The 26,054-nt window shown below is 69.4% G+C and carries 19 protein-coding genes; 13 read left to right on the top strand and 6 right to left on the bottom strand.

Annotated elements, in window-relative coordinates:
* Positions 1–2,767: 2,767 nt before the first annotated feature.
* Positions 2,768–2,926: a hypothetical protein gene (locus Ssi02_RS33315; RefSeq protein WP_204031569.1), complete on the bottom strand. Its 159-nt coding sequence runs from the start codon at positions 2,924–2,926 to the stop codon at positions 2,768–2,770.
* Positions 2,927–3,001: 75 nt separating this feature from the next.
* Here Ssi02_RS33315 and Ssi02_RS33320 point away from each other — a divergent pair, with 75 nt between their 5' ends.
* Complete coding sequence (locus tag Ssi02_RS33320) at positions 3,002–4,069, top strand: tetratricopeptide repeat protein (protein WP_204031570.1); 1,068 nt, start codon at positions 3,002–3,004, stop codon at positions 4,067–4,069.
* 621 nt (positions 4,070–4,690) lie between these two features.
* On the opposite strand, the gene Ssi02_RS33325 is transcribed toward Ssi02_RS33320, so the two are convergent.
* Complete coding sequence (locus Ssi02_RS33325) at positions 4,691–5,566, bottom strand: MBL fold metallo-hydrolase (protein ID WP_373870234.1); 876 nt, start codon at positions 5,564–5,566, stop codon at positions 4,691–4,693.
* Between the two features lie 167 nt (positions 5,567–5,733).
* Between Ssi02_RS33325 and Ssi02_RS40175 the strand changes: the two genes are divergently transcribed.
* Entirely contained in the window at positions 5,734–7,077 is a 1,344-nt protein-coding gene (locus Ssi02_RS40175) for a single-stranded DNA-binding protein (RefSeq protein WP_204031572.1), read from the top strand.
* 466 nt (positions 7,078–7,543) lie between these two features.
* On the opposite strand, the gene Ssi02_RS33335 is transcribed toward Ssi02_RS40175, so the two are convergent.
* Positions 7,544–8,827 carry a DUF1015 family protein gene (locus Ssi02_RS33335; RefSeq protein ID WP_239130216.1) on the bottom strand — a complete coding sequence of 428 codons (1,284 nt, stop codon included), beginning with the start codon at positions 8,825–8,827 and terminating at the stop codon, positions 7,544–7,546.
* A gap of 116 nt (positions 8,828–8,943) precedes the next feature.
* On the opposite strand from Ssi02_RS33335, the gene Ssi02_RS33340 reads away from it, so the two are divergent.
* The gene (locus Ssi02_RS33340; RefSeq protein ID WP_239130217.1) at positions 8,944–9,378 is read left to right on the top strand and encodes a tetratricopeptide repeat protein; all 435 of its coding nucleotides are present in this window, start codon (positions 8,944–8,946) and stop codon (positions 9,376–9,378) included.
* An 834-nt stretch (positions 9,379–10,212) separates the two neighbouring features.
* On the opposite strand, the gene Ssi02_RS33345 is transcribed toward Ssi02_RS33340, so the two are convergent.
* The 3 genes from Ssi02_RS33345 to Ssi02_RS33355 form a co-directional block, all read right to left on the bottom strand.
* Entirely contained in the window at positions 10,213–11,211 is a 999-nt protein-coding gene (locus tag Ssi02_RS33345; RefSeq protein ID WP_204031573.1) for an HAD-IIA family hydrolase, read from the bottom strand.
* Between the two features lie 66 nt (positions 11,212–11,277).
* Positions 11,278–11,625, bottom strand: a complete 348-nt coding sequence (locus Ssi02_RS33350; protein ID WP_204031574.1) for an SCP2 sterol-binding domain-containing protein — start codon at positions 11,623–11,625, stop codon at positions 11,278–11,280.
* Positions 11,626–11,876: 251 nt separating this feature from the next.
* The gene (locus tag Ssi02_RS33355; RefSeq protein WP_204031575.1) at positions 11,877–13,775 is read right to left on the bottom strand and encodes a hypothetical protein; all 1,899 of its coding nucleotides are present in this window, start codon (positions 13,773–13,775) and stop codon (positions 11,877–11,879) included.
* A 54-nt stretch (positions 13,776–13,829) separates the two neighbouring features.
* Between Ssi02_RS33355 and Ssi02_RS33360 the strand changes: the two genes are divergently transcribed.
* From Ssi02_RS33360 to Ssi02_RS33405, 10 genes are all read left to right on the top strand, one after another.
* Complete coding sequence (locus tag Ssi02_RS33360; protein WP_204031576.1) at positions 13,830–14,015, top strand: hypothetical protein; 186 nt, start codon at positions 13,830–13,832, stop codon at positions 14,013–14,015.
* A 40-nt stretch (positions 14,016–14,055) separates the two neighbouring features.
* Positions 14,056–14,874, top strand: a complete 819-nt coding sequence (locus Ssi02_RS33365) for a TlyA family RNA methyltransferase (RefSeq protein WP_239130218.1) — start codon at positions 14,056–14,058, stop codon at positions 14,872–14,874.
* The gene (locus Ssi02_RS33370; protein ID WP_204031577.1) at positions 14,871–15,779 is read left to right on the top strand and encodes an NAD kinase; all 909 of its coding nucleotides are present in this window, start codon (positions 14,871–14,873) and stop codon (positions 15,777–15,779) included. The genes Ssi02_RS33365 and Ssi02_RS33370 overlap by 4 nt, the downstream gene beginning before the upstream one ends.
* A 171-nt stretch (positions 15,780–15,950) precedes the next feature.
* Positions 15,951–17,666, top strand: a complete 1,716-nt coding sequence (gene recN, locus Ssi02_RS33375) for a DNA repair protein RecN (RefSeq protein WP_239130219.1) — start codon at positions 15,951–15,953, stop codon at positions 17,664–17,666.
* Positions 17,667–18,042: 376 nt separating this feature from the next.
* The gene (steA, locus tag Ssi02_RS33380) at positions 18,043–19,239 is read left to right on the top strand and encodes a putative cytokinetic ring protein SteA (RefSeq protein WP_204031579.1); all 1,197 of its coding nucleotides are present in this window, start codon (positions 18,043–18,045) and stop codon (positions 19,237–19,239) included.
* A complete protein-coding gene (locus Ssi02_RS33385) occupies positions 19,236–20,213 on the top strand; it encodes a copper transporter (RefSeq protein WP_204031580.1) in 978 nt (325 codons plus the stop codon). The genes steA and Ssi02_RS33385 overlap by 4 nt, the downstream gene beginning before the upstream one ends.
* A 2-nt stretch (positions 20,214–20,215) precedes the next feature.
* Complete coding sequence (locus Ssi02_RS39670; RefSeq protein ID WP_307825849.1) at positions 20,216–21,913, top strand: hypothetical protein; 1,698 nt, start codon at positions 20,216–20,218, stop codon at positions 21,911–21,913.
* 107 nt (positions 21,914–22,020) lie between these two features.
* The gene (gene murJ / locus Ssi02_RS33395) at positions 22,021–23,622 is read left to right on the top strand and encodes a murein biosynthesis integral membrane protein MurJ (protein ID WP_275410780.1); all 1,602 of its coding nucleotides are present in this window, start codon (positions 22,021–22,023) and stop codon (positions 23,620–23,622) included.
* 75 nt (positions 23,623–23,697) lie between these two features.
* Positions 23,698–24,795 carry a glycosyltransferase family 4 protein gene (locus Ssi02_RS33400; protein WP_204031582.1) on the top strand — a complete coding sequence of 366 codons (1,098 nt, stop codon included), beginning with the start codon at positions 23,698–23,700 and terminating at the stop codon, positions 24,793–24,795.
* 193 nt (positions 24,796–24,988) lie between these two features.
* Positions 24,989–25,981: a TerC family protein gene (locus Ssi02_RS33405; RefSeq protein ID WP_204031583.1), complete on the top strand. Its 993-nt coding sequence runs from the start codon at positions 24,989–24,991 to the stop codon at positions 25,979–25,981.
* Positions 25,982–26,054: the final 73 nt, after the last annotated feature.

Here is a 26,054-nt window from a genome sequence, read left to right on the forward strand (position 1 = left end):
TTTTTGAGGAGGGCCACCCTGGTTGGGGTGGCCCTTCTTCTGTTTGGGGGGGTGTTTTGCTGGCCGCGGTGGGGTTGCCGGCCGGGGCTGGGCTGTTGGTTGTGGGCTGGGTGGTCGGTTGCAGGTTTGGGTTGTTGGTCGTGGCTTGGGTTATTGGTTGTGGGGTTTGGGGGTTTTTGGTTTGTGGGGGTGGGCCGCTCTGGTGGGTGACCCTTTTTGTGTTTTCGGGGTCTTCCGCTCGCGGAGCTCGATTCCATGCCATGGTGCATCGACTATGGCGCATGGACCTGGCGCATAGTTCGTGCCGGCCGTAAGTGGGGGCCGTAAGTGGGGGCTCTTCACACAGACATGATCACGAGCGGCTGCTTTGGCTGTGCTGCAATCCCTTCACACCCAACCGCTGTCGCCTGGTGGCGGATCTTGTTCAAGCTGACGTGCCCTACGTGGTCCATGTGTGGGGCGGGTTGACATCGACGGTCCTGCGGCTCTACTCGTCATGTACTTTGTCCTGCGCGGGGCTGTCGGGTGTATTGGTTTCCTGTAGGGGGCTGAAGGGGTTGTGAGCTGCCCCGGCGGTTTCCATCTCGGCTGTCGGCTGGCCCGGCTGAGGGTTCACTTGGCCAAGTGGGGGCGATAGCCGTACATCGTCGTCGGGGGTCCCGGGAGAGCCCGGGGGCCTCTTCGGAAACGTCGCCCAGAACGCGACGATCACAGCGGCCAAGCCGGCCAAGGCTGCGGCTGTGATCGTCACTTTGTTAGGGCTGTTCCACTGGAGCACTGCCAGCATCGTTGCCACGACAGCCACCACTACCGCTGTCCCTGCCAATACCACCCGTCGTGCACTCATGTGTGCTTCATTCACCCCAAGCCACCGCGATCAACCCTTAGATCGGAGGATTGGGCCAAACCTCGGTATAGCTGCTGGGCTAACCGTGGGTTGCGCTTGACAGGGAGTAGCTATGACGTACCTCAGGGCAAGGCCGGGATGACGGGTCCGTCGTCCGTGATGGCGATGTGTGTGTTCGATGGGGGCGGCCCGGCTGCCGTCGGTGGGGCGGAGGGTCCAGCCGTCGCCGTCGATCTGCTAGTCGTTGCCTCCTCCGGCCCTGAACATGGGTTCGATGGCGATGGCTGGGCCGTGGCGGAGGCGGTAGCCGCGGCCTGGGCGGCCGTGGTTGGGGAGGTGGGGGTCTTCGTGGCAACGGCGGCCGATGCCCTGGCCGCCGAAGTCGAGGGGCATGCCGCAGCGGGCTGACCGGGCGACTTTGCGTCGTCGCCTGGGCAGGAGGACGGGCAGCAAGATCGGCCGATGTCGGCCTGATCGCCTCTCATCTGCATGTTGGATGATTGCGGTTGGTGGGTTCCGCAGTGGGGGCTCAAGGATGTACGGGGGCTTGCTAGGCTGGTGGGTGCCGGGCCACCCCCACCAGGGTGGCCTTTATCGCGTAGTGCGGGATGACGAAGCGGGCATGGCCCGGGGCCGGACGACGTCCGATTTGCGGACCGCCTGATCCGTGACGGCTGGGAAGCCGAAGGCGAGTTCGCCGAGCAAGCCAACGAATGGACAGAAGTGAACAGAGAAGACGGGCGTGGCGGCGCGGGCCGACGCGAAGAGGGCGGATACCGCGGGTCGGGTGGAGACCGGCGAGGCGGATATCGCGACGACCGGGACAGGGGCGGTCTTCCCGGCGAGGGGCCGCGCTATGGTGAGCGGCGGTCATATGGTTCCCGCGATTCTGGCGATCGCCCACGTTACCAGCGCGACGACCGTGACTCTCGCGGCGACCGTGATGCCCGTGGTGATCGAGACGGACGTGACAGCCGGGACCGTCGGGACTCCCGAGGGAGCGGCGATCGTCCCTACCGCTCCAGCGATCGTGGAGATCGCCCCTATCGTGACCGTGACTCCGGTGGAGACCGTCCGTACCGCGACCGTGACTCGTCCGGTGGCGGCGGTCGTCCTTACCGCTCAGGAGATCGCGACCGTGGCGGTCGGTTCGGTGATCGCCCGTCTTCTGGTGATTCACGCGGTGGCGGCGGTCGTCCGTACCGCGACCGTGACTCGTTTGGCGGCGGCGGCCGGCCATATCGTGACCGTGACTCCGGTGGGGACCGCCCCTACCGCGACCGTGACGCCTCCGGCGGCGGCGGTCGTCCGTACCGCGATCGTGACTCCGGCGGCGATCGTCCCTACCGTTCGGGAGGGCGTCCCTTCAGCGGCCCGCGTGACAACGACCGTGGGGACCGTCCGTTCCGCGACCGTGACTCCTACCGGGGCGACCGGCCGTCCTATCGGTCCAACGATCGTGGCGACCGGCCGTATCGCTCGGACGACCGTCCCTCTCACGGCGGCCCTCGCTCGGGCGACCGTCCTTCCTACGGCGGCCCTCGCTCCGGTGACCGTCCTTCCTATGGTGGTCCCCGCTCGGGCGACCGTCCTTCCTACGGTGGCCCTCGCTCCGGTGACCGTCCTTCCTACGGTGGTCCCCGCTCGGGCGACCGTCCTTCCTACGGCGGACCTCGTACGGGTGACCGTCCGCGACGCTTCGAGGACCGGGGCGACCGTGGTGATCGTGGTGACCGCGGTTTCGAGCGGCGTGGCGACCGTCCCCACGGCGACCGTGACAACCGTGGCTTCGGCGACCGGGGCGACCGGGGCGACCGTGGTGATCGCCCGTTCCGTGACTCGCGCGGGGGCGACCGTCCTTACCGTTCAGGAGATCGCGACCGTGGTGGTCGCTTCGGTGATCGCCCGTCTTATGGTGATTCACGCGGTGGCGGCGGTCGTCCGTACCGCGACCGTGACGGAGGCGACCGCGACCGGCCCTTCCGCTCCGGCGAGCGGGGCGACCGCGAGTCCTTCCGGAGGGAGGAGAGCGGCTCGCGAAGCCGGTACGGCAAGCCGGACCGTCCGCGTGACGATCACGAGCGTGCGGACGACACCCGTGAGCGGCTCCCCGAGCTTGAGCCCGACATCACGGCGGACGAGCTCGACCGCGAGATGTGGGAAGGCCTGCGGTCTCTCCCGCTGGACCTCGCCGACCTCGTCGCCCGCCACCTTGTCGCCGCGGAACGGGCCCTTTCCCGCGAGGACATCGAAAAGGCCTACGAGCACGCCAAGGTCGCACGACGCTTCGCGGCCCGCATCGGGGTCGTTCGTGAGGTCTCAGGCGTCACGGCCTACCGGGCCGGACAGTTCTCCGAGGCGCTGAGCGACCTGCGGGCGGCTCGGCGTATGACCGGGTCTGAGGCATACCTGCCGATCATGGCTGACTGTGAGCGTGGGCTGGGGCGTCCGGAGCGTGCCCTCGACCTGGTGCGTTCTCACGAAGCCGACAAGCTTGATCGGGAGGGCAGGATCGAGCTGACCATCGTCGAGTCGGGCGCCCGCCGCGACCTCGGCCAGTTCGACGCCGCCGTGATCACCCTTCAGCGCCTTCCCGAACTTCGTGACCCCCGGCCTCAGGCCTGGTCGGCGCGCCTCGCGTTCGCATATGCCGACGCTTTGGCTCAGGCCGGCCACCAGGCTGCGGCGATCGAGTGGTTCGAGCGTGCGGTCGAGTTCGATGAGGACGGCGAGACGGACGCGGCCGAGCGTTATGCGGAGCTGACCGGCACCGCCGTGGCGTACATCGAGGATATCGAGGAGGGGGCTGAAGGGGACGAGGCCAAGGACGAGGTCGAACTCGACGACTTGGCTGAGCTCAACGCCCAGATCGCTGAAGCGGACGAGTTGGAGGAGCACCTTCCTGAGGCGGAGTCCTCCGAGGAGCTTGTCTCCGACGAGGTCGCCGCGGCGGAGCCCTCCGAGGAACTCGCGTCCGACGAGGTCGCCGGGGCGGAGTCCGCTGAGGAGCCCGTGTCCGACGAGGTCACCGAAGAGCCTTCCGAGGAGAAGGCGGCGGCGGCCAGCTCGCCCGAGTCCGGTGAGGTGGCCAAGCCGGCCGCAGCCGCCGCAACGGAAGAGCCTGCCGAGAAGGCCACGTCTGGGGTCAGTCCGGCCTTCATCGAGCCGGACTTCGGCGACGCTCTCGAAACCCCTGCATCAGAGGCCAAGCGCGAAGACTGAGCCTTGGCTTAAGTTCGTTTCCATGCGCTAAGGGCGCCAGGTGAGGTACCTACCTGGCGCCCTTTTGCGTTGCCTGGTGCGGCGATGCCGCCTGTCTGGTGTGAAGTGGCCTCTAAGGACCGATGCAGGTTCCTACCGGGAGTGGTGGAGTGTCCTCCTGCCGCTCACCACGGATCAGCCAGCAGAGTTGCGACCCCTCGCGAGGGGCTCGCGAGGGCCATGAGGACCCGGACCTCGTTCTCCGGGTAGCTGCGGTGCCCGCGTTGAGACCCCTCGAAAGGGACTCGAAAGGGTCATGAAGACTCGTTTCCACATCCCACGCGTATGCCTGCATTTCGTTGGGACCCCTCGCTAGGGCTACGAAGGACACGCCCACGGGATGTGGGAGGCACCCGGAACGGTGTCGAGACCCCTCGCCAGGGCTATGAGGACAAGACATGCGGCACATGCCACGGCAATGGCCACGTGTCGAGACCCTTCGCAAGGGCTATGAGAACCCCAAAGTAACGTTCCACGTCAGCGCGGATGATCCGTCCGGCTTGTCGAGCAACTGTTCTTGCAGTGTGCCGATCTGCATGACCCCTGGGCGGCCTGCTGCAATCTACAACATCCTGACCCCCCTCAGGGAGAGACGCGGTCGAGCCAGTGGAGGATTCCTGCCACGTTGGACGGGGCTCCGCTGAGTAGTTCGAACTGTTCGGCGGTTTCGTCGTCGGCGCTCAGGGCTGTGTAGCGTTCGCGGGTGCGGTCGCGGACCATGGCGATGGCGTGGTCGAGGTCCATGCCTTCGGATTTGGCCTGGCGAGTGAGGTCTACCCAGATGCGCAGTTCCTCGGCAGACCTGTCCAGGGTGTCCTGTACCTCCTTCACCGGGCCGTAGTGGCTGAACAGGAGCCGTTCGGGGCCTAGGTCCTGGAAAAGGGCTATGGAGTTCAGGGCGGTGTCGAGGTCGAAGTCCGGTGGGGGTGTGGCGGGGCGTAGGTCGCCGGTCTGGGGGAGGTATACGCCGGCCGCGTCTCCGACGTACAGGTCGCCCGTGCCGGAGTCGATGAGGCCCACGTGGTGCTTGGCGTGGCCGGGGGAGTAATGGCTGGACAGCGTGCGGCCGTTGCCGAGGTCGATGGCGCCGGTGTCGCCCAGGGCGCGGATGCGGGATGCCTCGGTGGGGGACAGTTCGCCGAATAGGGTGTCGAGCCGGTCGCCCCACACCATGCGGGCGCTGGCCATCAGGCGCGTGGGGTCGGCGAGGTGGCGAGCGCCCTTCTCGTGGACGACCACTTCGGCTGAGGGAAAGAACCTGGCGATGTCGCCCACACCGCCTGCATGGTCCAGGTGGATGTGTGTGACGACGACCGTGGCGAGGTCGTCGGGGCCGACGCCCAGGTCGTGGAGGGCGTCGCGGACGACCGGTGCGGAGGTGGAGGTGCCCGTCTCCACCAGACACGGTCGATCGCTGAGGATCAGGTAACCGGCGGTGATTCCGGAGAATCCCGCCATACGCGTATCGATCTCGTAGACGTCGCCGCCGAGTGCGGTGATGTTTTCCACAGGTCACCTCGGTGCTGGAGCTGTATCCACAGATTGGCGATCAGGCCATTTCGCGGGTGCTCACATCGTAGAGAGTGGTCCTCGCGACGGAGCACCCCGCCCATGAGGAGGATCACATGGACCGCAACGATGTCGTCCTGATCGGCCGGCTTTCCGCTGAGCCTGAGCGCCGATCGTTGCCCTCGGAGAGTCCGCTTGTCACGTGGCGGGTGATCGTGCGGCGCCACCGGCGACCTCCGGTGAGAGTCGACAGCATCCGATGTGTGACATACGACCTGGAGGTGGCCGCCGGACTGGAGGAATGCGTCCCAGGTGATGTGATCGAGGTGATCGGAGCCCTGAGACGTCGCTTTCTCGCCAACCGCAACACCTATATGGAGGTGGAGGCCACAGCGGTGCGCCCCTACCTCGCGCCGGCCCCGGTCGAGGAGGAAACCTTGGTGCCCGTCGGTCCGCGATCAGTCGACTCACTGGTGAGATCGGGAGCCTTCGAGCTGCAGACGGAGGAACAGGGGGCACTGCCGATCACCATTGGATGCGGGAGCCGGGAGGTGGGGCAAGGAGGCGGACAGGACCCGGGGGTGCGGTACGGCAGGAGCCAAGCCCAAGGACAGCGGGACAGGTCGGCCTGGGGCTGCGATAGAGGGGGCGGTGCAGGACCAGAGCAGGAACACGCTGAAATACAAGATCAAGGCCCGGTTTGCGATGCCGTACAGGGAGATCAGGGCACACGGTGTGGAAGCGGGAGTGCATGTCGAAAGTGCGATGAAGATCGATCAGGTGCTGGCAACGCTCGAGCTGATCGATGCTTCGGCGAGGGAAAGAAGGCCGACGGTAGGGGGAAGACGGTCGATCAGCGGCATCGTGCGGACGATGTCTTTCCGGAGCGTTCCAAGGCACCGGTTGAGGTGGTTGCCAAGGGCGACGACGTCACCAGGTCGATAAACGGCCAGGGGGCGACGGCGGAGCGACCTGAGCGGGAGGGCTCGGGGGAGGTGCTCGGCGGCTTGTCTCCTGTGCCTGCCAAGCGGAAGTCCCCCGAGCCTGCCGAGAGGACGTCTCCCGAGCCTGCCAAGAGGACGTCTCCCGAGCCCGCCAAGGGAAAGCAGCGCGATGACGGGCAACAGGCCCTGTTCCCTCCCATCGGTGCGACTGCTCGCAATAAACGGGGTCAATCGGTGATCTTCCTGGGCTGGGGGAGGCGAGCGGGAAAGCGGAAAGGTCATGAAGGTGGAAAAGAGGGATCCGGCCAAGAGGAGGTGTCGGGGCGGAGATGGCAGAAGGCGGCGGCCGACACCACGTCAGAATCCGCCGACTCTTGCCCAACTGCCCTCATCCTCCGACGTGAGGGCATCGCAGGTTACGCCGCGACGCCTGAACAGAGTGAGGGCCAGGTCGCCGGGGCTCTCGATCCGACCGAGGAGCAAGACGGAGGTTCCCAGGTGGCACGTTCCGCTTAGCTGACGGGATGGTGCCAGATCTGGGGCTCATCCGGCCAGGACGTGGCAGTTGCCGTGGGTAGGGGACGAGTTCTCGGTGCTTCATTCCGCGATGCCAAGTGTGGTGCGGTTTGACGGCCGCCGCTTGTTTGGCGGTGGTCAGCTAGATGCTGGACGTGACCAAGATCCTCCGGCTCACCCTTCAGGGATGCGCCCTGCGGGGGCGGTTGGACGAGTCGGCTGGAAGGGCTCCTTGGTTGGACGAGTTCCCTGGTTAGGCGCTGGCCGATGGGGTCATCAGATACCTCAGACAGGGAGGAATTGGACGCCTGCGGAGCAGGGCAGGGGCAGGCGCTTCGCCGCCAGGCGGAACGCTGTTTTCAGACACCAGAGGCTGAGGCTTCGGTCCACCGGGGGCCATCGGGGGAGGGGGACTGCCGTTGGCGGGTTCTGTGGCCTCCGATTGGTGGACCGATCGCCGGGGGCCTCAGCCTGTTGCGAAAGTGCGCATGACCAGGCCGGTGCGGGGTTTTGGCCCGAAGGAGGTTGATTTGCGTGGCACCTGTTCGCCCTCGGCCGCCACCGCTAGGACTGCGCCGGTGGCCAGGGGTTGGAGCACTACGGCGGTGCCGTCTGTGGTTGCCGCCAGCTTTTCGGCGGTGTATGGGTCATGGTGGACGATCCGTACGGCCTGTTCGTCGTCGTGCATGCCCCACACCTTGGGCAGGAGGAATTCGTTGAAGATGGAGGTGTTCAGTGCCTTCCATCCCGCAGTCCTGTCCGGGGGCATGCCGTGTTCGATCTGGAGGGGGTCCGGGTTGGTCAGCAGGTGGCTGCTGCCGTCGCCGGCCAGGAGGAAGGCGGGCCCGGGGGTCGAGTGGAGCGTTTCCAAGCCCTCGTCCAGGGAGCTGAACTCGTGCACCTGCCAGGCTCCCTTCGCCTTCGCGACGGCTTCCTTCAGGGGGAGGTCCGGGATGACCCGGTGGATGGGCTTGAGGTCGGGCGGATATAGGGAGGAGTCGACCAGTAGCGCCAGGCCGCTGTCCCAGGGGCCGGTGCCCATTCCGGCTTGGTGGCGTTCGTGCTGGAGGGCGCGGTAGGTGGCGTACCTGTGGTGGCCGTCGGCGATCAAAGCCTGGCGGGGGCGCAGGTCGGCGCCGATGAGGTCGTGTTCGTGTTGTTCGACGACGGCCCACAGCCCGTGGCGGATGCCGTCGGACGTCGTCGCTTCGACGAGTGGGGGGCGGTTGGCCGCGACGGCGTCGACCAGGTGGCTGGCGGGGCCGCCGCCGTCGTAGAGGAGGAAGATCGGTTCGAGGTTGGCTTCTGTGGTGTTCATGAGGGCGAGGCGGTCGGCGACCGGCCCGGGCATGACGTTCTCGTGGGGGAGGACGATTCGCTCTTCGGGGTCGGCCAGGGCGACGTTGCCGATGAGGCCGCGTTGGATCACCTGCGGGTCCGGCTGCGTGCCGTTGGGTGCTGCTTGTTCGTAGACGTAAAGGGCTGGGTGATCGTCCACCGCGAGCAGGCCGGAGGTCAGCCATGCCTGGAGAGTGTCCCTGGCTTCGCCATATCGGTGGTGGTCGGCGCCTGGGAGGATGAGGCGTACGACGTTGTTGGGGTGCAAGGAGAGGAGATCAAGGACATCCTGGTCTGACACCAGGTCGTACGGAGGTGAGATCACCTTGGCCGGGTCGTCCAGGACGTAGCGCACACCGCGAAACGGGTGTAGCACCAGTCCGTCCGGTACCGGCAGTTCAGGACTGGCCATACCGGGAATGCTCCCATAAGGGCTGGAATCGTCCACGAAGTGCTCCAATGGCGTGGGGCGGAACGGCTCTCAGTGTCGGTTGATCTCTCACCTCTCCCACAAAGGAGGTCTGACACGTGATCCAAGGACAGGACTGCTCATTCGACTCCTCAGGTAATGACCCCGGTAGACCCCACGGTGATGTTTACGACTGGTTTCAACGTGGTTCGCGCCTGCTCAAGGAAGGAAGTCCGGCCGCGGCGGCGGCACTGCTTGAACGCGCGGCGGAGGCCGAGCCCGAGTCGCGCAGCATCCGTGAGGCTCTAGCCCGCGCCCAGTTCAATTCCCGACAATACGCCCGTGCAGTCGACAGTTTCCGGCTCATCGTGGCCGCCAACCCCACCGAGGACTACGCCTACTTCGGCCTCGGCCTCTCCCTCTGGCGCACCGGCGACATGGAGGCGGCCCAAGAGCCGCTGGCCATCGCCGTGGCGATGCGTCCCGATCAGCGGCACTACGTCTCCGCCCTCAACAGCGTTCGCGCCACCTTGCGCGCCAGGCGGGCATCCTAAATCTCCGGCGACACCGCAGTTCGCACCCTCACGACCCTGACGAACCGCTCCCCGCTACCGTCTTGATCGTCCCCGATGGGAGTCGGGGAGCCAGGTCACCCCATCCGGCATGACTGACTGCCCTTGTCGTTCCAATGCCCCTCACCCCCCAACGCCGCGCTGCCGCAACCTCACCTCGACCGGGCTGCGGCAGGCGAACTCCTCCAGCCGTGCATGGAAGCCTTCAGCCGTGCTTGGGGGCTCCTGGCCTATGGAAGGGAACTCTCCAGCCGTGAATGGAAGCCTTCAGCCGTGCTTGGGGGCTCCTGGGCTATGCAAGGGAACTCTCCAGCCGTGCATGGGGCCTCTCGGCTTCCGGGCCGACGATCGCTCGTGCCTCGGGCATTTTCCAGCCGTGCGTGAGGCCCTTGGGCTTCTCGGCCGACGATCCCTCGTGCTTCAGGAACTTTCCAGCTGTGCGCGGAAGCTCTCCAGTCGGGTAGGAGGGGGCGGCTGTGCCCCATGGGAGCCGCTCGTGAGGTGCCCCCACGGGTTTGGACAGGGGGCCGGGGCCTTCCGACGGGATCGGCAGGGTTTGCGGTCAAGGGGCAAGGCCTGGATGACGTCAGAGGCGACAGAGGCGGGCGATCGTGCGGATTGGGGTGTCCTTTCCCCGGTTCTCGTCGGAGGCGGTCGTGGGGCTGTCGGTGGTGGTTGGGCGGGGTCGGGTGAGTCCGCTCTCCTGGTTTGTGTTGGGCGGCGAGCGTTGGGGGGCAATGGCGGGTGGGCGTGCGGGGTGGGAGTCCCACGGAGCACGAACCCGCCGCGGCGTTTGGAACGCCCCAAAAGCCTCGATCAGGCCAGGATCACGTCGAGAGCAGGCTTGAGCGTCGCGGGGTCGGCCCGGCCGTCGCCTGCCGCGTGCCAGGTGGCGGCGGCTGCGGCGCGTAGGGCGTCCACGGGGTCGCCGTGGCCGTTGAGGGACAGGCCGCTCTCTGACCAGGTGGCGGTCCACGTGCGGCAGGTCCAGGTGTCCCCGTGGGCGGTCACGTCGGGGTAGGGGTGGTGCAGCACCGACAGGTCGGCGCCGATGTAGGTGGGGCGGTGGTGAGGGGCCGCGGTGAGGATGTCGAGGGGCTGGGCCACGCCGGTGAGGACGAGGAGGCTGTCCACCGAGGCGTTGGTGGCGCCCTCGATGTCGGTGTCCAGGCGGTCGCCGACGACCAGGGGGCGCAGTGAGCCGGTGCGGAGGATGGATTCGCGGTGCATGGGCCGCTCGGGTTTGCCGGCGACGATGGGGGCGACGCCGGTCGCGTGGGCGATGACCTGGGTGAGGGATCCGTTGCCCGGCACCTCGCCTCGCCCGGTGGGCATGGTGGTGTCCGAGTTGGAGGCGACGAACAGTGCGCCTTGCCGTACGGCGAGAGCCCCTTCTCTGATTAGGCTGTAAGAGAGGTCGGGGGCGAATCCTTCGACGACCGCCGCCGGGCGGTCGAGCGCGGTGGTGACGGGCCGCAGTCCCAGTTCACGCACGGCTGAGCGCAGCCCCATGGCCCCCACAACCAAGACCGGAGCTCCCGGGCCGACCCTTTCGAGGATCAATCGGGCGGCGGCTTGGGCTGCGGTCACGACGTCTTCGGGGGTGGCCGGAACCCCTAGTGCGGTGAGGTGTTCGGCGATGGCAGCAGGGGTGCGCGACGCGTTGTTGGTGCAGTATGCGAGCCGTGTGCCGAGCCGCGCCGCCTCCGTTAGGGACTCCGGAGCGGCGGGTATCGGGTGTGCTCCTAAGTAGACAACCCCGTCAAGGTCAAGCAGAAGAGTGTCGTAGTTGTGCAGCAGAGCATTTACCCCCAAAGCACACCTCTCTAGCTTCAAGCCCGTCCCTGAAGCACCATTTTTCCACCCAGTCCGGGAAGACTTTTAAAGGAGCTTGCGAAGGCGCATCAGGTCTCCGAAACTGGCGTCGAGCTTGACCCGGCCGCTGAACAGCGCGCGGCCCGTGTCGAGGGTCCCGTCGACCAGTGCGATGAGGTCGTCACTGGTGATGGTGAGACGCACGTCGGCGGGTGGCACCTCGGTCGGCGGACACTCCTCGAACGGCCCAAGACCGCCGTGGTGAAGGCGACCGTGGAACGTGAGACCCAGGTCTGAGATGTGACAGTTGATGGTCCGTTCGACCACGTGCTTGGCACGTGTCTGGTGGTCGAGCCCGTCGAACTGCTCGCCTAGTTTCAGCAGTGCCACTCGACACTCATCGACGGTCGCCATGGGGCGGTTTCCCTTTCATTCCGGACCGGTCCATACCTCTCTACATACGGAAGGTAGCGTTCCGCATAGGCACAACGTGAAATCCGGCACGCGGGGGGCGCGCCGGAAAAGGAGGCGTCTGCCATGGTGTTCGAAGCTTTGCGGGGATATACGCAAGAGCCAGATCGCACCAATGGGACAACGAACAGAGCCCACTCTGTAGTTCGCGATCTGTTGTCCACTGGTGAAAACGGGGTGAGCCAGGTGTCCGGTCAAGTCGATTCGCTCGCTGACGAGCTTGTTACTGCAGGTAGGTCCATGAAGCATAGGTTCGATGAGATCGTACGTGGAGAGGTTGACCGCTTGATGCGTGTCCTCGACCTCCCTCGTGGCGAGGATATCGACCGCCTGCACGATCGTGTCACGGAGCTGGAGTCCCGGCTCAGTCCGGGCACGACCCGTGCTGCGGCGGGCAGGCGGACCACCGCCACGAAGCACACCGCCACAAGGACGGCGGCGGCGCGTACGGCACGAGCCGGCCGCACCGCCACCGCCACAGCGGCCAAGGCACCCGCCAAGCGCGCCACGGGGGCGGGCACGACGGCGGCCAAGCGCGATGCGGCGACGAAGCGCGCAGGAGCGGGCACGACGCGTCGTGCCGCGGCGGCGCCCTCCGCCTCCCGCACCGCCACCACGGCGGCGGCCAAGCGCACGGCGGCAGGCAAGGCGGCCACCACGAGGCGTACGGCTGCCGCCACCAAAGCGGGCACCCGCGCCACCGCCACGCCCGCGAGGCGGGCCGCCACCGCCGCCAAGCGCGCCACGGGCGGCAGGACGACGGTGACCGCCCGCCGCACCGCGACAGGCGCCGCCAAGCGCGGTACGGCTGCCGCCGGCGAGGCCGCCAAGCGCACCACCAGCAGGGCCGGCGGAGCCAAGGCGACGGCTGCCAAGCGTCCGGCGGCCAAGAACACGACGGCCAAGGCCACGACGGCGGCCAAGCGGCCTGCTCGCGCGGCTGCGAAGACGACCGCGACGCGGGGTGCGGCGGCGACGACTCGCCGGGCCACGGGGGCCGCGGCCAAGACAACCGCGGCCAAGCGGCCTGCACGAGCAGCCGCGAAGACGACGATGGAGAAGGCGACGACCGCCGCCAAGCGGCCCGCTCGCGCCGCCGCCAAGACGACGGCGACCGCTCGCCGGGCCACTGGGGCCGCGGTGAAGAAGGCCGGCACGGCGACGCGGCGGACCGCGGCGACCACGCGGACGGCGGCCTCCCGGGCCGCGGGCAAGGCCATGGAGACGGGCAAGCCGCCCGCCCGCACGGCGGCGAAGACCACCACCAGGCGTACGGCGGGGGCGACCGCGCGCACCCCTGGCACGGCGGCGGCCAAGAAGACCGCGGGTGCCGCGACCACGGCCGCGCGCCGGGCGACAGAAGCCGCGAAGCGCACCACCGAAGCGGCCAAGACCACCACCGCGGCGGCGAAGCGCACAACTGCGGCGGCCAAGCGCACGACCGCGGCGGCGAAGCGGACCACCACGGCCGCGACCCGGCGCACGGCGACCAAGGCCGGCACCTCCAGGACCACCACATCCAGGACCGAGGGAGCCGCGGGGCGTTCGGCGGCGGCCAAGCGCACGACGAAGGCGTCCGCGGGCGGTGCCAAGCGTGCCTCCGCGTCCACCGGTACGGCCAAGCGCACGACGAGAGCGGCCGCGAAGGCCGGCACCGCGACCCGCGCCACGGCGAAGGCCGGCACGACAAGGGCCGGCACCACGAGGACCGGCACGGCGGCCCGAGCGGGCCGTAGCACGGCTTCGCGCGCCAGGACGGCCACCAAGGCCGCCCCGGCGAGGAACGGCGCAGGCAGGGCCACGAGAGGAGCTTCCACGGCATCCATGGAGCCGGGCCGCATGCCCGCGATGGGCATGGGCATGATGCCGACCGGCATGATGGGCGCTTCGGGCTCGCCGAGGGCGACCGCGGGGGCGACGGCGGCCACAGGGTCCGGTACGGTCAAGGCAGCCACGCGCAGGGCGACGGGTTCCCGGGCCTCGCGCGCTGGGGCCTCCCGTGTGAGCAAGGCGCCGAGGGGTTCCAAGGCGACGACCACCAGGGCCACAAGAAGCACACGGGCCTCGGCGACCTCGAGGTCCGCGGCGGGCAAGGCCGCAGCGGGCTCCGCCAGGGGTGCCGTGAGGAGGACTGCCGGAGGGGGCGCATGACAGACCTGCTGGAGGCGACCGGCGACGCGCGGGTCGATGACGCTCTCACGGGACTGACCCGGTTGCCCGGGTTGCCCGTGTCGGCGCATGTGGCTGTCTTCGAGGAGGTGTTCGCCGGGTTGGAGGAGGCTCTCACCGGGGCGGACGACTCTTCCGCGCGAGCCGTGGAGCACGGCGGGTGAGTTCTGTGCCGCCGGAGTCGGCTCTAGAACGGAGGACCGGGTGAGCCGGCGCATGAGGCTCGACAGCGAGCTCGTGCGCCGGGGGCTCGCCCGGTCCCGAGAGCAGGCGGGGCAGCTTATCGATGCGGGGCGGGTGTCCGTCGGGGGCCGGGTCGCGGGCAAGGCGGCCACCCAGGTGGACACCGCGTCGGCCATCGTCGTGGCCGAGGCCCCCGAGGGTCCCGATTACGTGTCGCGCGGCGCGCACAAGCTGCTGGGCGCCCTTGAGGCGTTCGCGCCGCGCGGTCTCGCGGTCGAGGGCCGCCTCTGCCTCGACGCGGGCGCCTCGACCGGCGGTTTCACCGACGTGCTGCTGCGCCGCGGCGCGGCGCGCGTGCTGGCGGTCGACGTGGGATACGGCCAGCTTGCCTGGTCGCTCCGTACGGACGACCGGGTCAAGGTGATGGAGCGCGTCAACGTGCGCGATCTCACCCCCGAGCTCGTGGGGGAGCCGCCGTCGCTGATCGTCGGCGATCTGTCGTTCATCTCGCTCCGGCTGGTGCTGCCCGCTTTGAGTGGGTGCGCCGCGCCGCGGGCGGATTTCGTGTTGCTGGTGAAGCCGCAGTTCGAGGTGGGCAAGGAGCGTGTGGGGGCGGGCGGAGTGGTCCGCGACCCGGGGCTCCGGGCGCAGTCGGTGTTCGATGTGGCGGCCTCGGCGACGGCGCTCGATCTGGCGGTGCGAGGCGTGACGGCCAGCCCCCTGCCGGGGCCGTCGGGCAACGTGGAATATCTTTTGTGGCTGGGCAAAGGAGAGGGCGCGCCGCCCGTCGCGGACCTCTCCTCAGAGATCGAACGGGCGGTCGCGGAGGGGCCTCGGTGACGAGTGGGAGGCGGACCTTCCTGGTGACCGCTCACATCGGCCGCGATGCCGCGGTCGAGAGTGCCAGGCGGGTCATCCACCAGCTGCTCGACGCGGGCCTCGCGGTGCGCGTGCTCAAGAGCGAGGCCGACGCGATGGCCTGCCGGGGCGCCGAGGTGGTGGCCGAGGGCGCCGCGGCGGCCGAGGGCGCCGAGATGATGATCGTCCTGGGCGGCGACGGCACGCTGCTGCGGGCCGCGGAGATCGCCCGCCCGGGCGGCGCGCCGCTGCTCGGGGTCAACCTCGGCCATGTGGGCTTTCTCGCCGAGGCGGAGGTGGCCGACCTCACCGAGGCGGTCGACCTGATCGTACGGCGGCGCTACGACGTCGAGCACCGCATGACCGTCGAGGTGACCGCGCGGCACAACGGCGAGGTCATCGCCGACACCTGGGCGTTGAACGAGGCCACGGTGGAGAAGGGCGACCGCATCCTGGAAGTCGTCGCGGAGGTCGACGGACGGCCTTTGTCCAGATGGGGCTGCGACGGGGTGATCTGCGCCACCTCCACGGGGTCCACCGCCTATGCCTTCTCCGCGGGTGGTCCCGTCGTGTGGCCGGAGGTGGAGGCGCTGCTGATGGTGCCGATCAGCGCTCATGCGCTGTTCGCCCGTCCGATGGTGGTGTCGCCGAAGTCGAGGCTCGCGGTCGAGATCGTGCCCGACACCCCGGGCGGGGTGCTCTGGTGCGACGGCAGGCGGCGGTTCGACCTGCCGTCGGGGTCGCGGGTGGAGGTGCGCCGGGGCGACGTCCCGGTGCGGCTCGCGCGGCTGCACGGCGTCGAGGACACCGGTGCGCCGTTCACCGACCGGCTGGTGGCGAAGTTCGAGCTTCCCGTGCAGGGCTGGCGCGGTCGCGTCCGCCCCTGAGCCGCGCCTTCCTGAAGTGCTTTCCGGGAAGAGGCACGCGACGACACGCACATAAGTGCCACCTCACACATCTGTGGGCATCGAGGTCGAGCTCAGCCGAAGCGCGTAGGATCGTGGCGCGCACCGCACAGGTGTTCGACAACTTGTTCGATGGGTTGGACGGAGGGGCCAGTGCGACCGAGGGTCGATGAGGTCCGCATCCAGGGGCTCGGCGTGATCGACGAGGCCGTTTTGGAGCTCTCACCGGGATTCACCGTCGTCACGGGCGAGACCGGTGCGGGCAAGACGATGGTGGTGACGGGGCTCGGGCTGCTGTTCGGCGGAAGGGCCGACCCCACGCGTGTGCGGCCGGGCGCCGAGCGCGCCACCATCGAGGGCACCCTGGTGGTCGACCCGGACGGCCGCGTCGCCCAGCAGGTCGAGGACGCCGGCGGCGGTGTGGAGGACGGCGAGCTGATCATCTCGCGCACCGTGTCCGCCGAGGGCAGATCGCGCGCCTGGCTCGGCGGCCGCAGCGTCCCCGTGGGCACGCTCACCTACCTCGCCGACGAGCTGGTCGCGGTGCACGGTCAGATGGATCAGCAGCGGCTGCTCCAGGCGGCCCGTCAGCGCGCCGCACTCGACCGCTACGCCGGGGAGGAGCTCGTCAAGTCGCTTCGCGACTACGAGGCGGCCTACCGCCGCCACCGCGAGGTGACCGATCTGCTCGCCGAGCTGATCACGCGGGCCAGGGAGCGGGCCCAGGAGGCCGACATGCTCCGCTTCGGCCTGGAGGAGATCGAGGCGGCCGAGCCCCGCCCGGGCGAGGACGCCGACCTGCGCGAGGAGTCCGAACGGCTCACTCACGCCGACACCCTCCGCCTCGCCGCCACGGCCGCGCACACGGCGCTCCTCGGCGACCCCATGTCGCCCGTCGACACCCAGCACGACGCGGTGTCGCTGGTGGGGGTGGCCAGATCCTCGGTCGACTCGGCCCGCGACTTCGACCCGATGCTCGGCGGCCTCGCCGACCGGCTCGCCGAGGCCGGATACCTGTTGTCGGACATCGCGACCGAGCTGGCCTCCTACGCCGAGTCCGTCGAGGCCGACCCGGCCCGCCTCGCCGCCGTCCAGGAGCGCCGCGCGGTGCTCGGCGGCCTGGTCAGGAAATACGGGGAGGACGTGGCCGGCGTCCTCGAATGGGCGCGTGCGGCGGCGGTCCGGCTGACCGAGCTCGACGGCGACGACGAGCGCATCGAGGAGCTCCAGCACGAGCAGGCCGACCTGCGCGCCCGCCTCGCTGAGCTGGCGGGCCGCCTCACCACGATCCGTACGGCTGCCGCCGAGCGGTTCGGCCGTGCCGTGACCGGCGAGCTGACCGCCTTGGCCATGCCCCACGCCCGGGTGGTCGTGCAACTGGCGCGGAGCGCCGACTTCGGCCCGGCCGGGGTCGACGAGGTGGAGATCCGGATGGCAGCCCACCCGGCGGCGCCTCCGCTGCCGCTGCACAAGGGGGCCTCGGGCGGTGAGCTGAGCCGGGTGATGCTGGCCGTGGAGGTGGTGTTCGCGGGGGCCGACCCCGTCCCGACCTTCGTCTTCGACGAGGTCGACGCGGGGGTCGGCGGCAAGGCCGCCGTCGAGATCGGCCGCCGCCTGGCCAAGCTGGCCCGCACCGCGCAGGTGATCGTGGTCACGCATCTTCCGCAGGTCGCGGCGTTCGCCGATCAGCACCTGGTCGTGGAGAAGGCGAGCGACGGCAGTGTGGTGCGCAGCGGCGTCGTCACCCTCGATCGGGAGGGGCGGGTGCGGGAGTTGTCGCGCATGCTGGCCGGGATGGAGGACTCCGAGCTGGGGCGGGCGCACGCGGAGGAGCTGCTCGATCTGGGGCGGGAATCGGTGGCGGACTGAAGACGTCCTCCGGGGTGCGGCGGGCGTTTAGTCATGGAATGACGGGTTCTGGGTAGGTCGTCTCGGTGGTTGATCTATACGGCCGTGGTTTGTTTGAGGGGCGGTCCGGGGCCGGGGATTCGGCAGGTGGCCGGGCGTGCTTGTGCCGTACTCGCCGGGAGGTGAAAGGCGGCGCGGGCTGGACAGGGCCGGAAGCGTGTGGACAATGGCGTGTGATGTGTGGGGCGCGTGGTGTGCGCGGGGCGGCCCGGCGCCGCCTCGCGATGCGTGACCGGGTGTTCACCTGCGGAAATCAGCGAAGATCTTTGGGTGACAAAACCGACACGCTGCGTCACTGTTGGCTCGCGTGGTCTCCGGCTCTGGCAGGATGGTCGTGATGAAGGTGCCGACCTTGAGGGTTCCGGGCCTCCGCCGCAGGAAGGTCGACGACCTTCCCGGGGTGACGGCAGTGGCGAGGATCGATCGGCGGACCAAGAGGCTGACCAAGCGCCTCAAGGCCGGTGAAATCGCGATTATCGACCATGTTGACGTCGACCGGGTGAGCGCGGAGGCTCTTGTCGCGTGCGGCGCCGCCACAGTGGTCAACGTGGCGGCGGGCATCAGCGGGCGCTATCCCAACCTCGGCCCGCAGATCCTCCTTGAGGCCGGGGTCCCGTTCGTCGACAGCGCCAGCCCCGATCTCTTCGAGCGCGTCAAGGACGGCGACCGGGTGCGCGTGTGCGACGGCGTCGTCTATCTCGACGACGAGCCCGTCGGCAAGGGCGAGACACAGACGCTCGAAACCGTCGAGGCGGCCATGGCCGAGGCGCGGGCCGGGCTCGCGGTGCAGATCGACGCGTTCACCGCCAACACGATGGAATACATCCGCCGCGAGCGCGAGCTGCTCATCGACGGCGTCGGCGTGCCCGACATCCGCACCGTGCTTGAGGGCCGCCACGTGCTGATCGTGGTCCGCGGATATCACTACAAGGAAGACATCGCGACGCTCAGGCCCTACATCAGGGAGTGCCGCCCCGTCATGATCGGGGTGGACGGCGGGGCCGACGCGCTGCTTGAGGCGGGATATCTGCCCGACCTCATCGTCGGAGACTTCGATTCGGTGTCGGAGAAGGCGCTGACCTGCGGTGCCGAGCTCGTCGTGCACGGTTATCGGGACGGCAGGGCCCCCGGCATGGAGCGGGTGCGCCAGTTCGGCCGCAGCGCCGTCGTCTTCCCCGCGACCGGCACCAGCGAGGACATCGCGATGCTGCTCGCCGACGACAAGGGCGCCGAGCTGATCGTGGCGGTCGGCACGCACGCGACGCTGGTCGAGTTCCTCGACAAGGGGCGGGCCGGCATGGCCAGCACGTTCCTGACCCGCCTGCGCGTCGGCGGCAAGCTCATCGACGCCAAGGGCGTCAGCCGGCTCTACCGCAGCCGCATCTCCACCCCCTCGCTTCTGCTGCTGGTCGCGGTCGCGATGGTCACGATGGTGGCGGCGTTGCTCGTGTCGCCGGTCGGGCAGATCTGGATCACCGGGCTGCGCGACCTTTGGAACGGTTTCATCTTCTGGCTGGTCGGACTTTTCTCGTGATCGATTTCCGCTACCACCTCGTGTCCATCGTGGCGATCTTCCTCGCCCTGACGGTGGGCATCTTTCTCGGCAGCACCGTGCTGACCGACGAGCTCAAGCAGACGACCGAAGAGGTCAACAGCCTGCTTAAGCAGAACAGCCAGGAGCTCAGGGAGGAGCGCGACCAGCTCCGCCGGCGTGAGAGCGGCAACAACGAGTTCGTGACCTCCGCGATGTCGAAGCTGGTGCGCGACGAGCTGAGCGGCGAGTGGGTCGTGCTGGTCGAGGCGCCCGGGGTGACCGCCGCCGTGCGCGACGGCGTGCAGCAGGCGCTTGAGCAGGCCGGGGCGACCGTGAGCGGCCGCGTGGCGCTCAGCGAGCGTTACGTCGACCCCAAGGAGGTCGGCTTCGTCGAGCAGTCGGCGAGCGCGGCCAAGCCCGCCGGCATGACCTTCACCGACGGCACCACCCCGCACGGCATGGCGGGCGCGGTGCTGTCGGCGGCCCTCGTGACCCCCGACCGCGCGCAGGCAGGCAAGACCAACCCGGTGACCGCCGGCGTGCTGGACACCTTCGAGAAGGGCGGCCTCATCGCCGTCAGCGGCGACCCCGCCAAGCGCGCGACACTCGCCGTCGTGATCGGCGGCGAGATCTTCGAGGGCGAAGGCGCCGAGGCCAAGAACATGGCGGTCGTGACGACCGCGGGCGCCCTTGACGACGGGAGCCAGGGCGCCGTCGTGGTCGGCACGCCGCCCGCCGCCGGTCCCGGCGGCGTCATCACCACCCTGCGCGACACCAGCGAGATCGCGCAGCGCGTGTCGAGCGTCGACACCGCCGATCTGCCTGCGGGGCGCATCGTGGTGGTCTACGCTCTGCGGGAACAGCTGTCCGGCACGGCCGGGCAATACGGTCTGGGTGACGACGCCTCGGCATTCGAGCCCGTCAAGGAGCCGGAGCCCGACACCTCCTCCACACCGACCTCCTCAGGGAGCTGATCATGTCTCGTGCTCTCCTCGGTGCCCTGGCCGGTGCCGTGCTCGGCGCCGTGGCCGCCCGCACCGCATACTCCGCGTTCCGCCGCCGCCCGCCGGTCGGCGACGCCGAAACGTGGTCACGCACCAACCACCGAGGCGAGCCGATCACCCTGCTCGAAGGACCCGCGTTCGCGGTCGGCGCCTGCGCCGCCGCGGCGCTGACCCCCGGTCTGCCGGCCAGGGTGCGCGCCGCGGCGCTCCTGGCCGGTGCGGGCAGCGGCGCCCTCGGCGCCTACGACGACCTTTACGGCACGACCCTGTCGAAGGGGTTCAAAGGCCACCTGGCCGCGCTCCGCAAGGGTGAGGTGACCAGCGGAGCCGTCAAGATCCTCGGCATCGGCGCCACCGGGCTGGCCGCCGCATCCCTCGTCTCACGAGGCCCCCTCGACGCCGCGATCAACGGCGCGACCGTCGCGGGCAGCGCCAACCTCGCCAACCTGTTCGACCTCCGCCCCGGCCGCGCCATCAAGGTCGGCCTCCTCACCGGCGCTCCCGTGCTCGCCGCGGCCCTCGCCAAGGGCTCACCCGCCTCCGCCGCCCTGGCCGCCGTCCCCCTCGGCGCCGCCGCGGCCCTCCTCCCCGAAGACCTCGGCGAGCGCGCCATGCTCGGCGACGCCGGCGCCAACGCCCTCGGCGCCATCCTCGGCCTCGCCGCCACCACCACCCTCGGCCGCCCCGGCCGCCTCGCCGTCCTTGGCACGGTGGTGGCCCTCACCGCCGCCTCGGAGAAGATCAGCTTCACCAAGGTCATCGCCGGCAACCGCATCCTCAACAAACTCGACATGCTGGGCCGCCGCCCAGTCGCCACCCCTGCCCCGGCGGCTGTCGTGTCTCCGGCCGACGCTTCCCAGACATCTACCTCGGCGGTTACCGCCACGTCCGTCCAGACGCCGACGGCTTCGCCTCCTGCCGCGCCTGCCCCTGGTGCCGCCGCGCCGTCTGCAGTTGCGGGTGGCGGAGCACCGGGGTCGCTATCGGGAGCCTCCACGGAGGCCGGCCTTGGGGACCGCGGCGAGAGCGCCGGGACACCCGCCTCGGCGGCTGTCGTGTCTCCGGCCGACACTTCCCAGACGTCCGCCTCGGTTACCGCCGCGTCCGTCCAGACGCCGACGGCTCCGCCTCCTGCCACGCCCGCCCCTGGTGCCTCCGCACCGACTGCGGTCGCGGGCAGTGGAGTGCCGGGGGTGGTGTCCGGGACCTCCACCGAGCCCGGCCTCGGGGGTGCCCGCGCTGAGAGCGCCGGGGCACCCGCTTCCGCGCCGGAGCGGGCATCGGCGGCCTCGCCGGGTCCCGCTGTGCGCGGTGACGCTCCTGCTGCCTCGGTGGCGGCTGTCGTGTCTCCGGTCGGCGCATCCCAGATGTCCGCCTCGGCAGTCACCGAGGTGCCCGCTCAGACGCCGACGGCTTCGCCTTCCGGCGCGCCTGCCTTTGGCGCCCCCGCGGCACCTGCGGTCGCGGGTGGCGGAGTGCCGGGGTCGGTGTCCGAAGCCTCCCCGGAGGTCGGTCTCGGGGGAGCTCGCGCTGAGAGCGCCGGGGCACCCGCTTCCGCGCCGGAGCAGGCATCAGCGGCCTCGCCGGTCGCCTCGTCTGGTTTCGGTGAGGCTGCTTCGGGGGCTTTGCCGTACGGCTCTTCTGTGGCTGGGGCGACAGGCGGGGAGTGAGGGCGGGCTCTTCTGTGGGGCGGTTGGGGCGGGGGATCGCTGGGGCGGCGGTTCTGGTTGGGGTGCTCACGGTTCTGGCTCGGGTGACCGGGTTTGGCAAGCAGCTTGTGTTTGCGCGCACCGTTGGGACCGATTGTCTGGCGACGGCCTATTTCACGGCCAACGCGATTCCCAACCTGGTCTTCGAGATGGTGGTGGGTGGGGCGCTTGCGGGCATGGTGGTGCCGTTGCTTGCGGGGCCGGCGGCTCGGGCGGGTGGTGATCGGGAGGTTTCCGAGACCACGTCGGCGTTGCTGACGTGGGTCCTGGTGTTGCTGGTGCCGCTCGCGGTGGTGACGGCGTTGGTGGCGGGGCCGCTGATCCATCTGTTTCTCGGCGGTGAGGTTCCGCAGTGTGATGATCTTGCCACGTTGAGTCTTGTGGCCACCCGCATGCTGGTGGTGTTCGCTCCGCAGATCCCGCTTTATGGTCTTGCGGTTGTTCTTTACGGACTGCTTCAGGCTCACCATCGGTTCACCTCGCCCGCTCTCGCGCCGCTCGTGTCCAGCCTCGTGGTGATCGTAGGATATCTGGCGTTCGTGCCGTTGAGCGGGGGCGGCAACGTGTTGTCTCCGACGCTGAAGCCGGCGGAGCTGGCCCTGTCGGTAGGCACCACGCTGGGGGTGCTCGCCTTGGTGCTCACCGTGCTGGGGCCCGCTGGGCGGCTCAAGCTGCGGTTGCGGCCCCGGCTGCGGTTTCCGGCGGGAGCCGGCGGCAAGGTTCGCCACCTGGCCCTCGCGGGGCTTGCCGCGCTGCTCGCTCAGCAGGTGGCGATGGCTCTGGTGGTGTGGCTCGCCAACCGGCATGTCGGGGCCGGGGGGCTCGCGGCGTACAACTTCGCGTGGGCCGTCTATCAAGTGCCTTACGCGGTGCTGGCCGTGCCGATCGCGACGGGTGCGTTTCCCGCGCTCGTCACCAAGGCGGACAGCGGTGACAATGCCGGCTTCGCGGCGACAGTGGCGGGGACGACGCGTGCGGTGACGCTGGTCACAGGGCTCGCGGCCGGGGCGCTGGCGGCCGTCGCGTGGCCTGTGGCCGAGGTGTTCTTGGCGCAGATGCCGACGAAGGTGTCGGTTGAGTCGTTTGCCCGGTCGATCGCGCTGTTCGCCCCGGGGCTCATCGGATATGGCCTGATGGCCCACTTGAGCCGCGTGCTCTACGCGCGTGGCCAGGGGCGGGCCGCGGCGATCGGCACCGTGACGGGGTGGGTGGTCGCCATGGTGGCGCAGGTGGTGCTTGCGGTGGCTCTGCCGTTCGAGTGGAAACTCGGCGGGCTGGCGCTCGGCGGGTCTGTGGGCATGACGGTGGGGGCGGTGGTGCTCCTGGCGTGTGTTGTGCGCTCCGCCGGGGCGGCCACGACCGCGGGGTTGCCGCGCGCCGCGGTGGCCGCCGTGCTCGGCGGGGGCGCCGGTCTCGCGGCCGGGGCGGCGCTGGTGGCCTGGCTGGACGCGTCCGGGTTGTGGGCCAATGTGGGCGCCACCGTGGTCACGGGGGTGGCGGCACTGGCGGTGGGGGGTGCGGTGGCGCTGCTGGTGGACCGGCGCGACGGTGCCGCGCTGATGCGGCGCCTCCCGGGCCCGCTCGGCAGGGGAGGGGGTACGGCGAGGCGTGACGGAGCCGATTCCCTCGAACAGGAGCCGGAGAGGGCTCAAGGCGGCGACGCGTCGTGATGAGGGCCGGTCCCATCCCGGCGATCGGGACCTGCCGCGTGAAGGATGTTGTGTCCGTAGCGAGGAGGGGTGGCGATGGGTGATCGCACGCGGGTCGTGTTCGTGCTGGGCACCAGTGCGGGTGGTGTGGGGCGGCATGTGCGCATGCTGGCCAAGGGGCTGGCCGACGCCGGGCACGCTGTCGTGGTGGCAGGGCCGGCGGCCGTGGAGGAGACGTTCGGCTTCACCGAGGCCGGGGCCAGGTTCGTGCCGGTGCCGATCGCGGATCGGCCGCATCCGGTCAACGATCTGCGGGCGGTGGCGAGGCTCCGCCATATCGCCTCGGAGGCTCACGTCGTGCACGCGCACGGGTTGCGGGCGGGGGCGCTCGCGGCGCTCGCGGGCATGGGCACGCCGGTGCCGCTGGTGGTGACCTTGCACAACGCGGCCACGGCGGGCGGGGCGATCGGGGCGGTCTACGCGGCGCTGGAGCGGGTGGTGGCGCGCGGGGCGACGGTCGTGCTGGGGGTGTCGCCCGACCTTGAGGAGCGCATGCGGGCTCTCGGCGCGCGTGACGTGCGGGCGGCGGTGGTGCCGGCGCCGCCGCACGAGCCGGGGCGGAGCGCCGAGGAGGTGAGGCGCGAGCTCGGCGCGGGGGAGCGGCCCGTGCTGCTGACGGTGGCGCGGCTCGCCCAGCAGAAGGGCTTGGAGACGCTGCTGGACACGGCGGCTGTGCCGTACCCGGAGGAGCCGCTGTTCGTGGTGGCGGGGGACGGGCCGCTGCGTGGGGCGCTAGAGGAGCGGATCGACCGCGAGGGGCTCCCGGTGCGGCTGCTCGGCGCGCGGAATGATGTGGCGGATCTGTTGAGCGTCGCGCACGCGGTGGTGGTGCCGAGCCGCTGGGAGGGGCAGCCGCTGAGCGTGCAGGAGGCGCTGCGGGCGGGGTGCCCGATTGTGGCGACGGCGGTTGGCGGCCTGCCCGCGATGGTGGGGGACGCCGGGACGCTTGTGGCCTATGGGGATGTTGCGGCCATGAGGGGTGCGGTGCGGGAGGTGCTCGCCGACGCCGAACGGCGGGAGCGCCTCGCGGCGGCGGCCCGGGTGCGGGGGCGGGAACTGCCGGGTGAGGCGGAGGCGCTGGCGCTCGTGTTCATTGTGTACACGGAATGCACCGGGGGACGAATAGTGGCGTGACAACTGTTCACCTATACTGCGTGAGTTAGGGAGGGGAGTATCCCTTCGCGACAGTCTCGTCATCACGGTGTCGCCTCGTTCCATGAGGCCCCCGGGGCTGTCGGTCCGCCATCGCCTCTAGTCCATCGTGGCGAAGTCATGGGCGGGAGAGACCTCCGGCAGTCAGTCGTGCGCGCCGGAGGTTTAGCGAACCATGGATGTTTCGGTGTGGGTGTGGGCCGCCACGATCGGTGGTCTTCTGCTCATTCTGGCCTTTGACCTGTGGATTGTGGACCGGGGAGAGCCCCGTGAGTTCACAGTCCGGCAGGCGGGGTTCTGGGTTGGTTTCTACGTCAGTTTGGCGGTGCTCTTCGGCATCGGCATCGGTTTGGTCGGCGGTGGCACTCCGATGCAGGAGTTCTTCGCCGGCTACATCACCGAATACAGCCTGAGCGTCGACAACCTCTTCATCTTCTACCTGATCATGAGCCGCTTCGCGGTGCCGAAGATCTACCAGCACAAGGTGCTGCTCATCGGCATCCTGATGGCCCTCGTCATGCGCGGCATCTTCATCGCGCTCGGCTCGGCGGCCCTCACCCACTTCAGCTGGCTCTTCTACGTGTTCGGGGCCTTCCTCATCTACACCGCGATCGGCATCATCCGCTCGCACAACAAGGACGACGACAACCTCCCGGAGAACGCCGTTCTGCGCTGGGTGCGCCGGACGCTGCCGACGACCCCCGAATATGTCGGCTCCAGCATCATCACGAAGATCGACGGTAAGCGTTTCGTCACCCCGATGCTCATCGTGATGGTCGCGATCGGCACCACCGACCTGCTGTTCGCCCTCGACTCGATCCCCGCGATCTTCGGACTCACCACCGACGCCTTCATCGTCTTCACCGCCAACGCGTTTGCCCTGATGGGACTGCGTCAGCTCTACTTCCTCCTGGGTGGTCTGCTCCAGCGGCTGGTCTACCTCTCCTACGGACTTGCGTTCATCCTCGGCTTCATCGGGGTTAAGCTGATCCTCGAAGCGCTCCACAGCAGCGGCGTGCATTGGGCTCCCGAGGTTCCGATCGTGGTTTCCCTCTCGGTCATCGGCGGCACCATGGTGATCACCACCGTGGCGAGCCTGATGAAGTCCCGTCGTGACAACCGCAAGAGCAAGGAGACCTCCGCACCCGCCGATGTGCGGCAGGGCTAGCGGAACCCGTGGCTGAGGCGCTTTGCTTGTCTAGTTGTGCTAAGCCTTGGTGAAGGATGGGTAGCATCCCTCA

This window comes from Sinosporangium siamense (assembly GCF_016863435.1).
Lineage (GTDB): Bacteria > Actinomycetota > Actinomycetes > Streptosporangiales > Streptosporangiaceae > Sinosporangium > Sinosporangium siamense.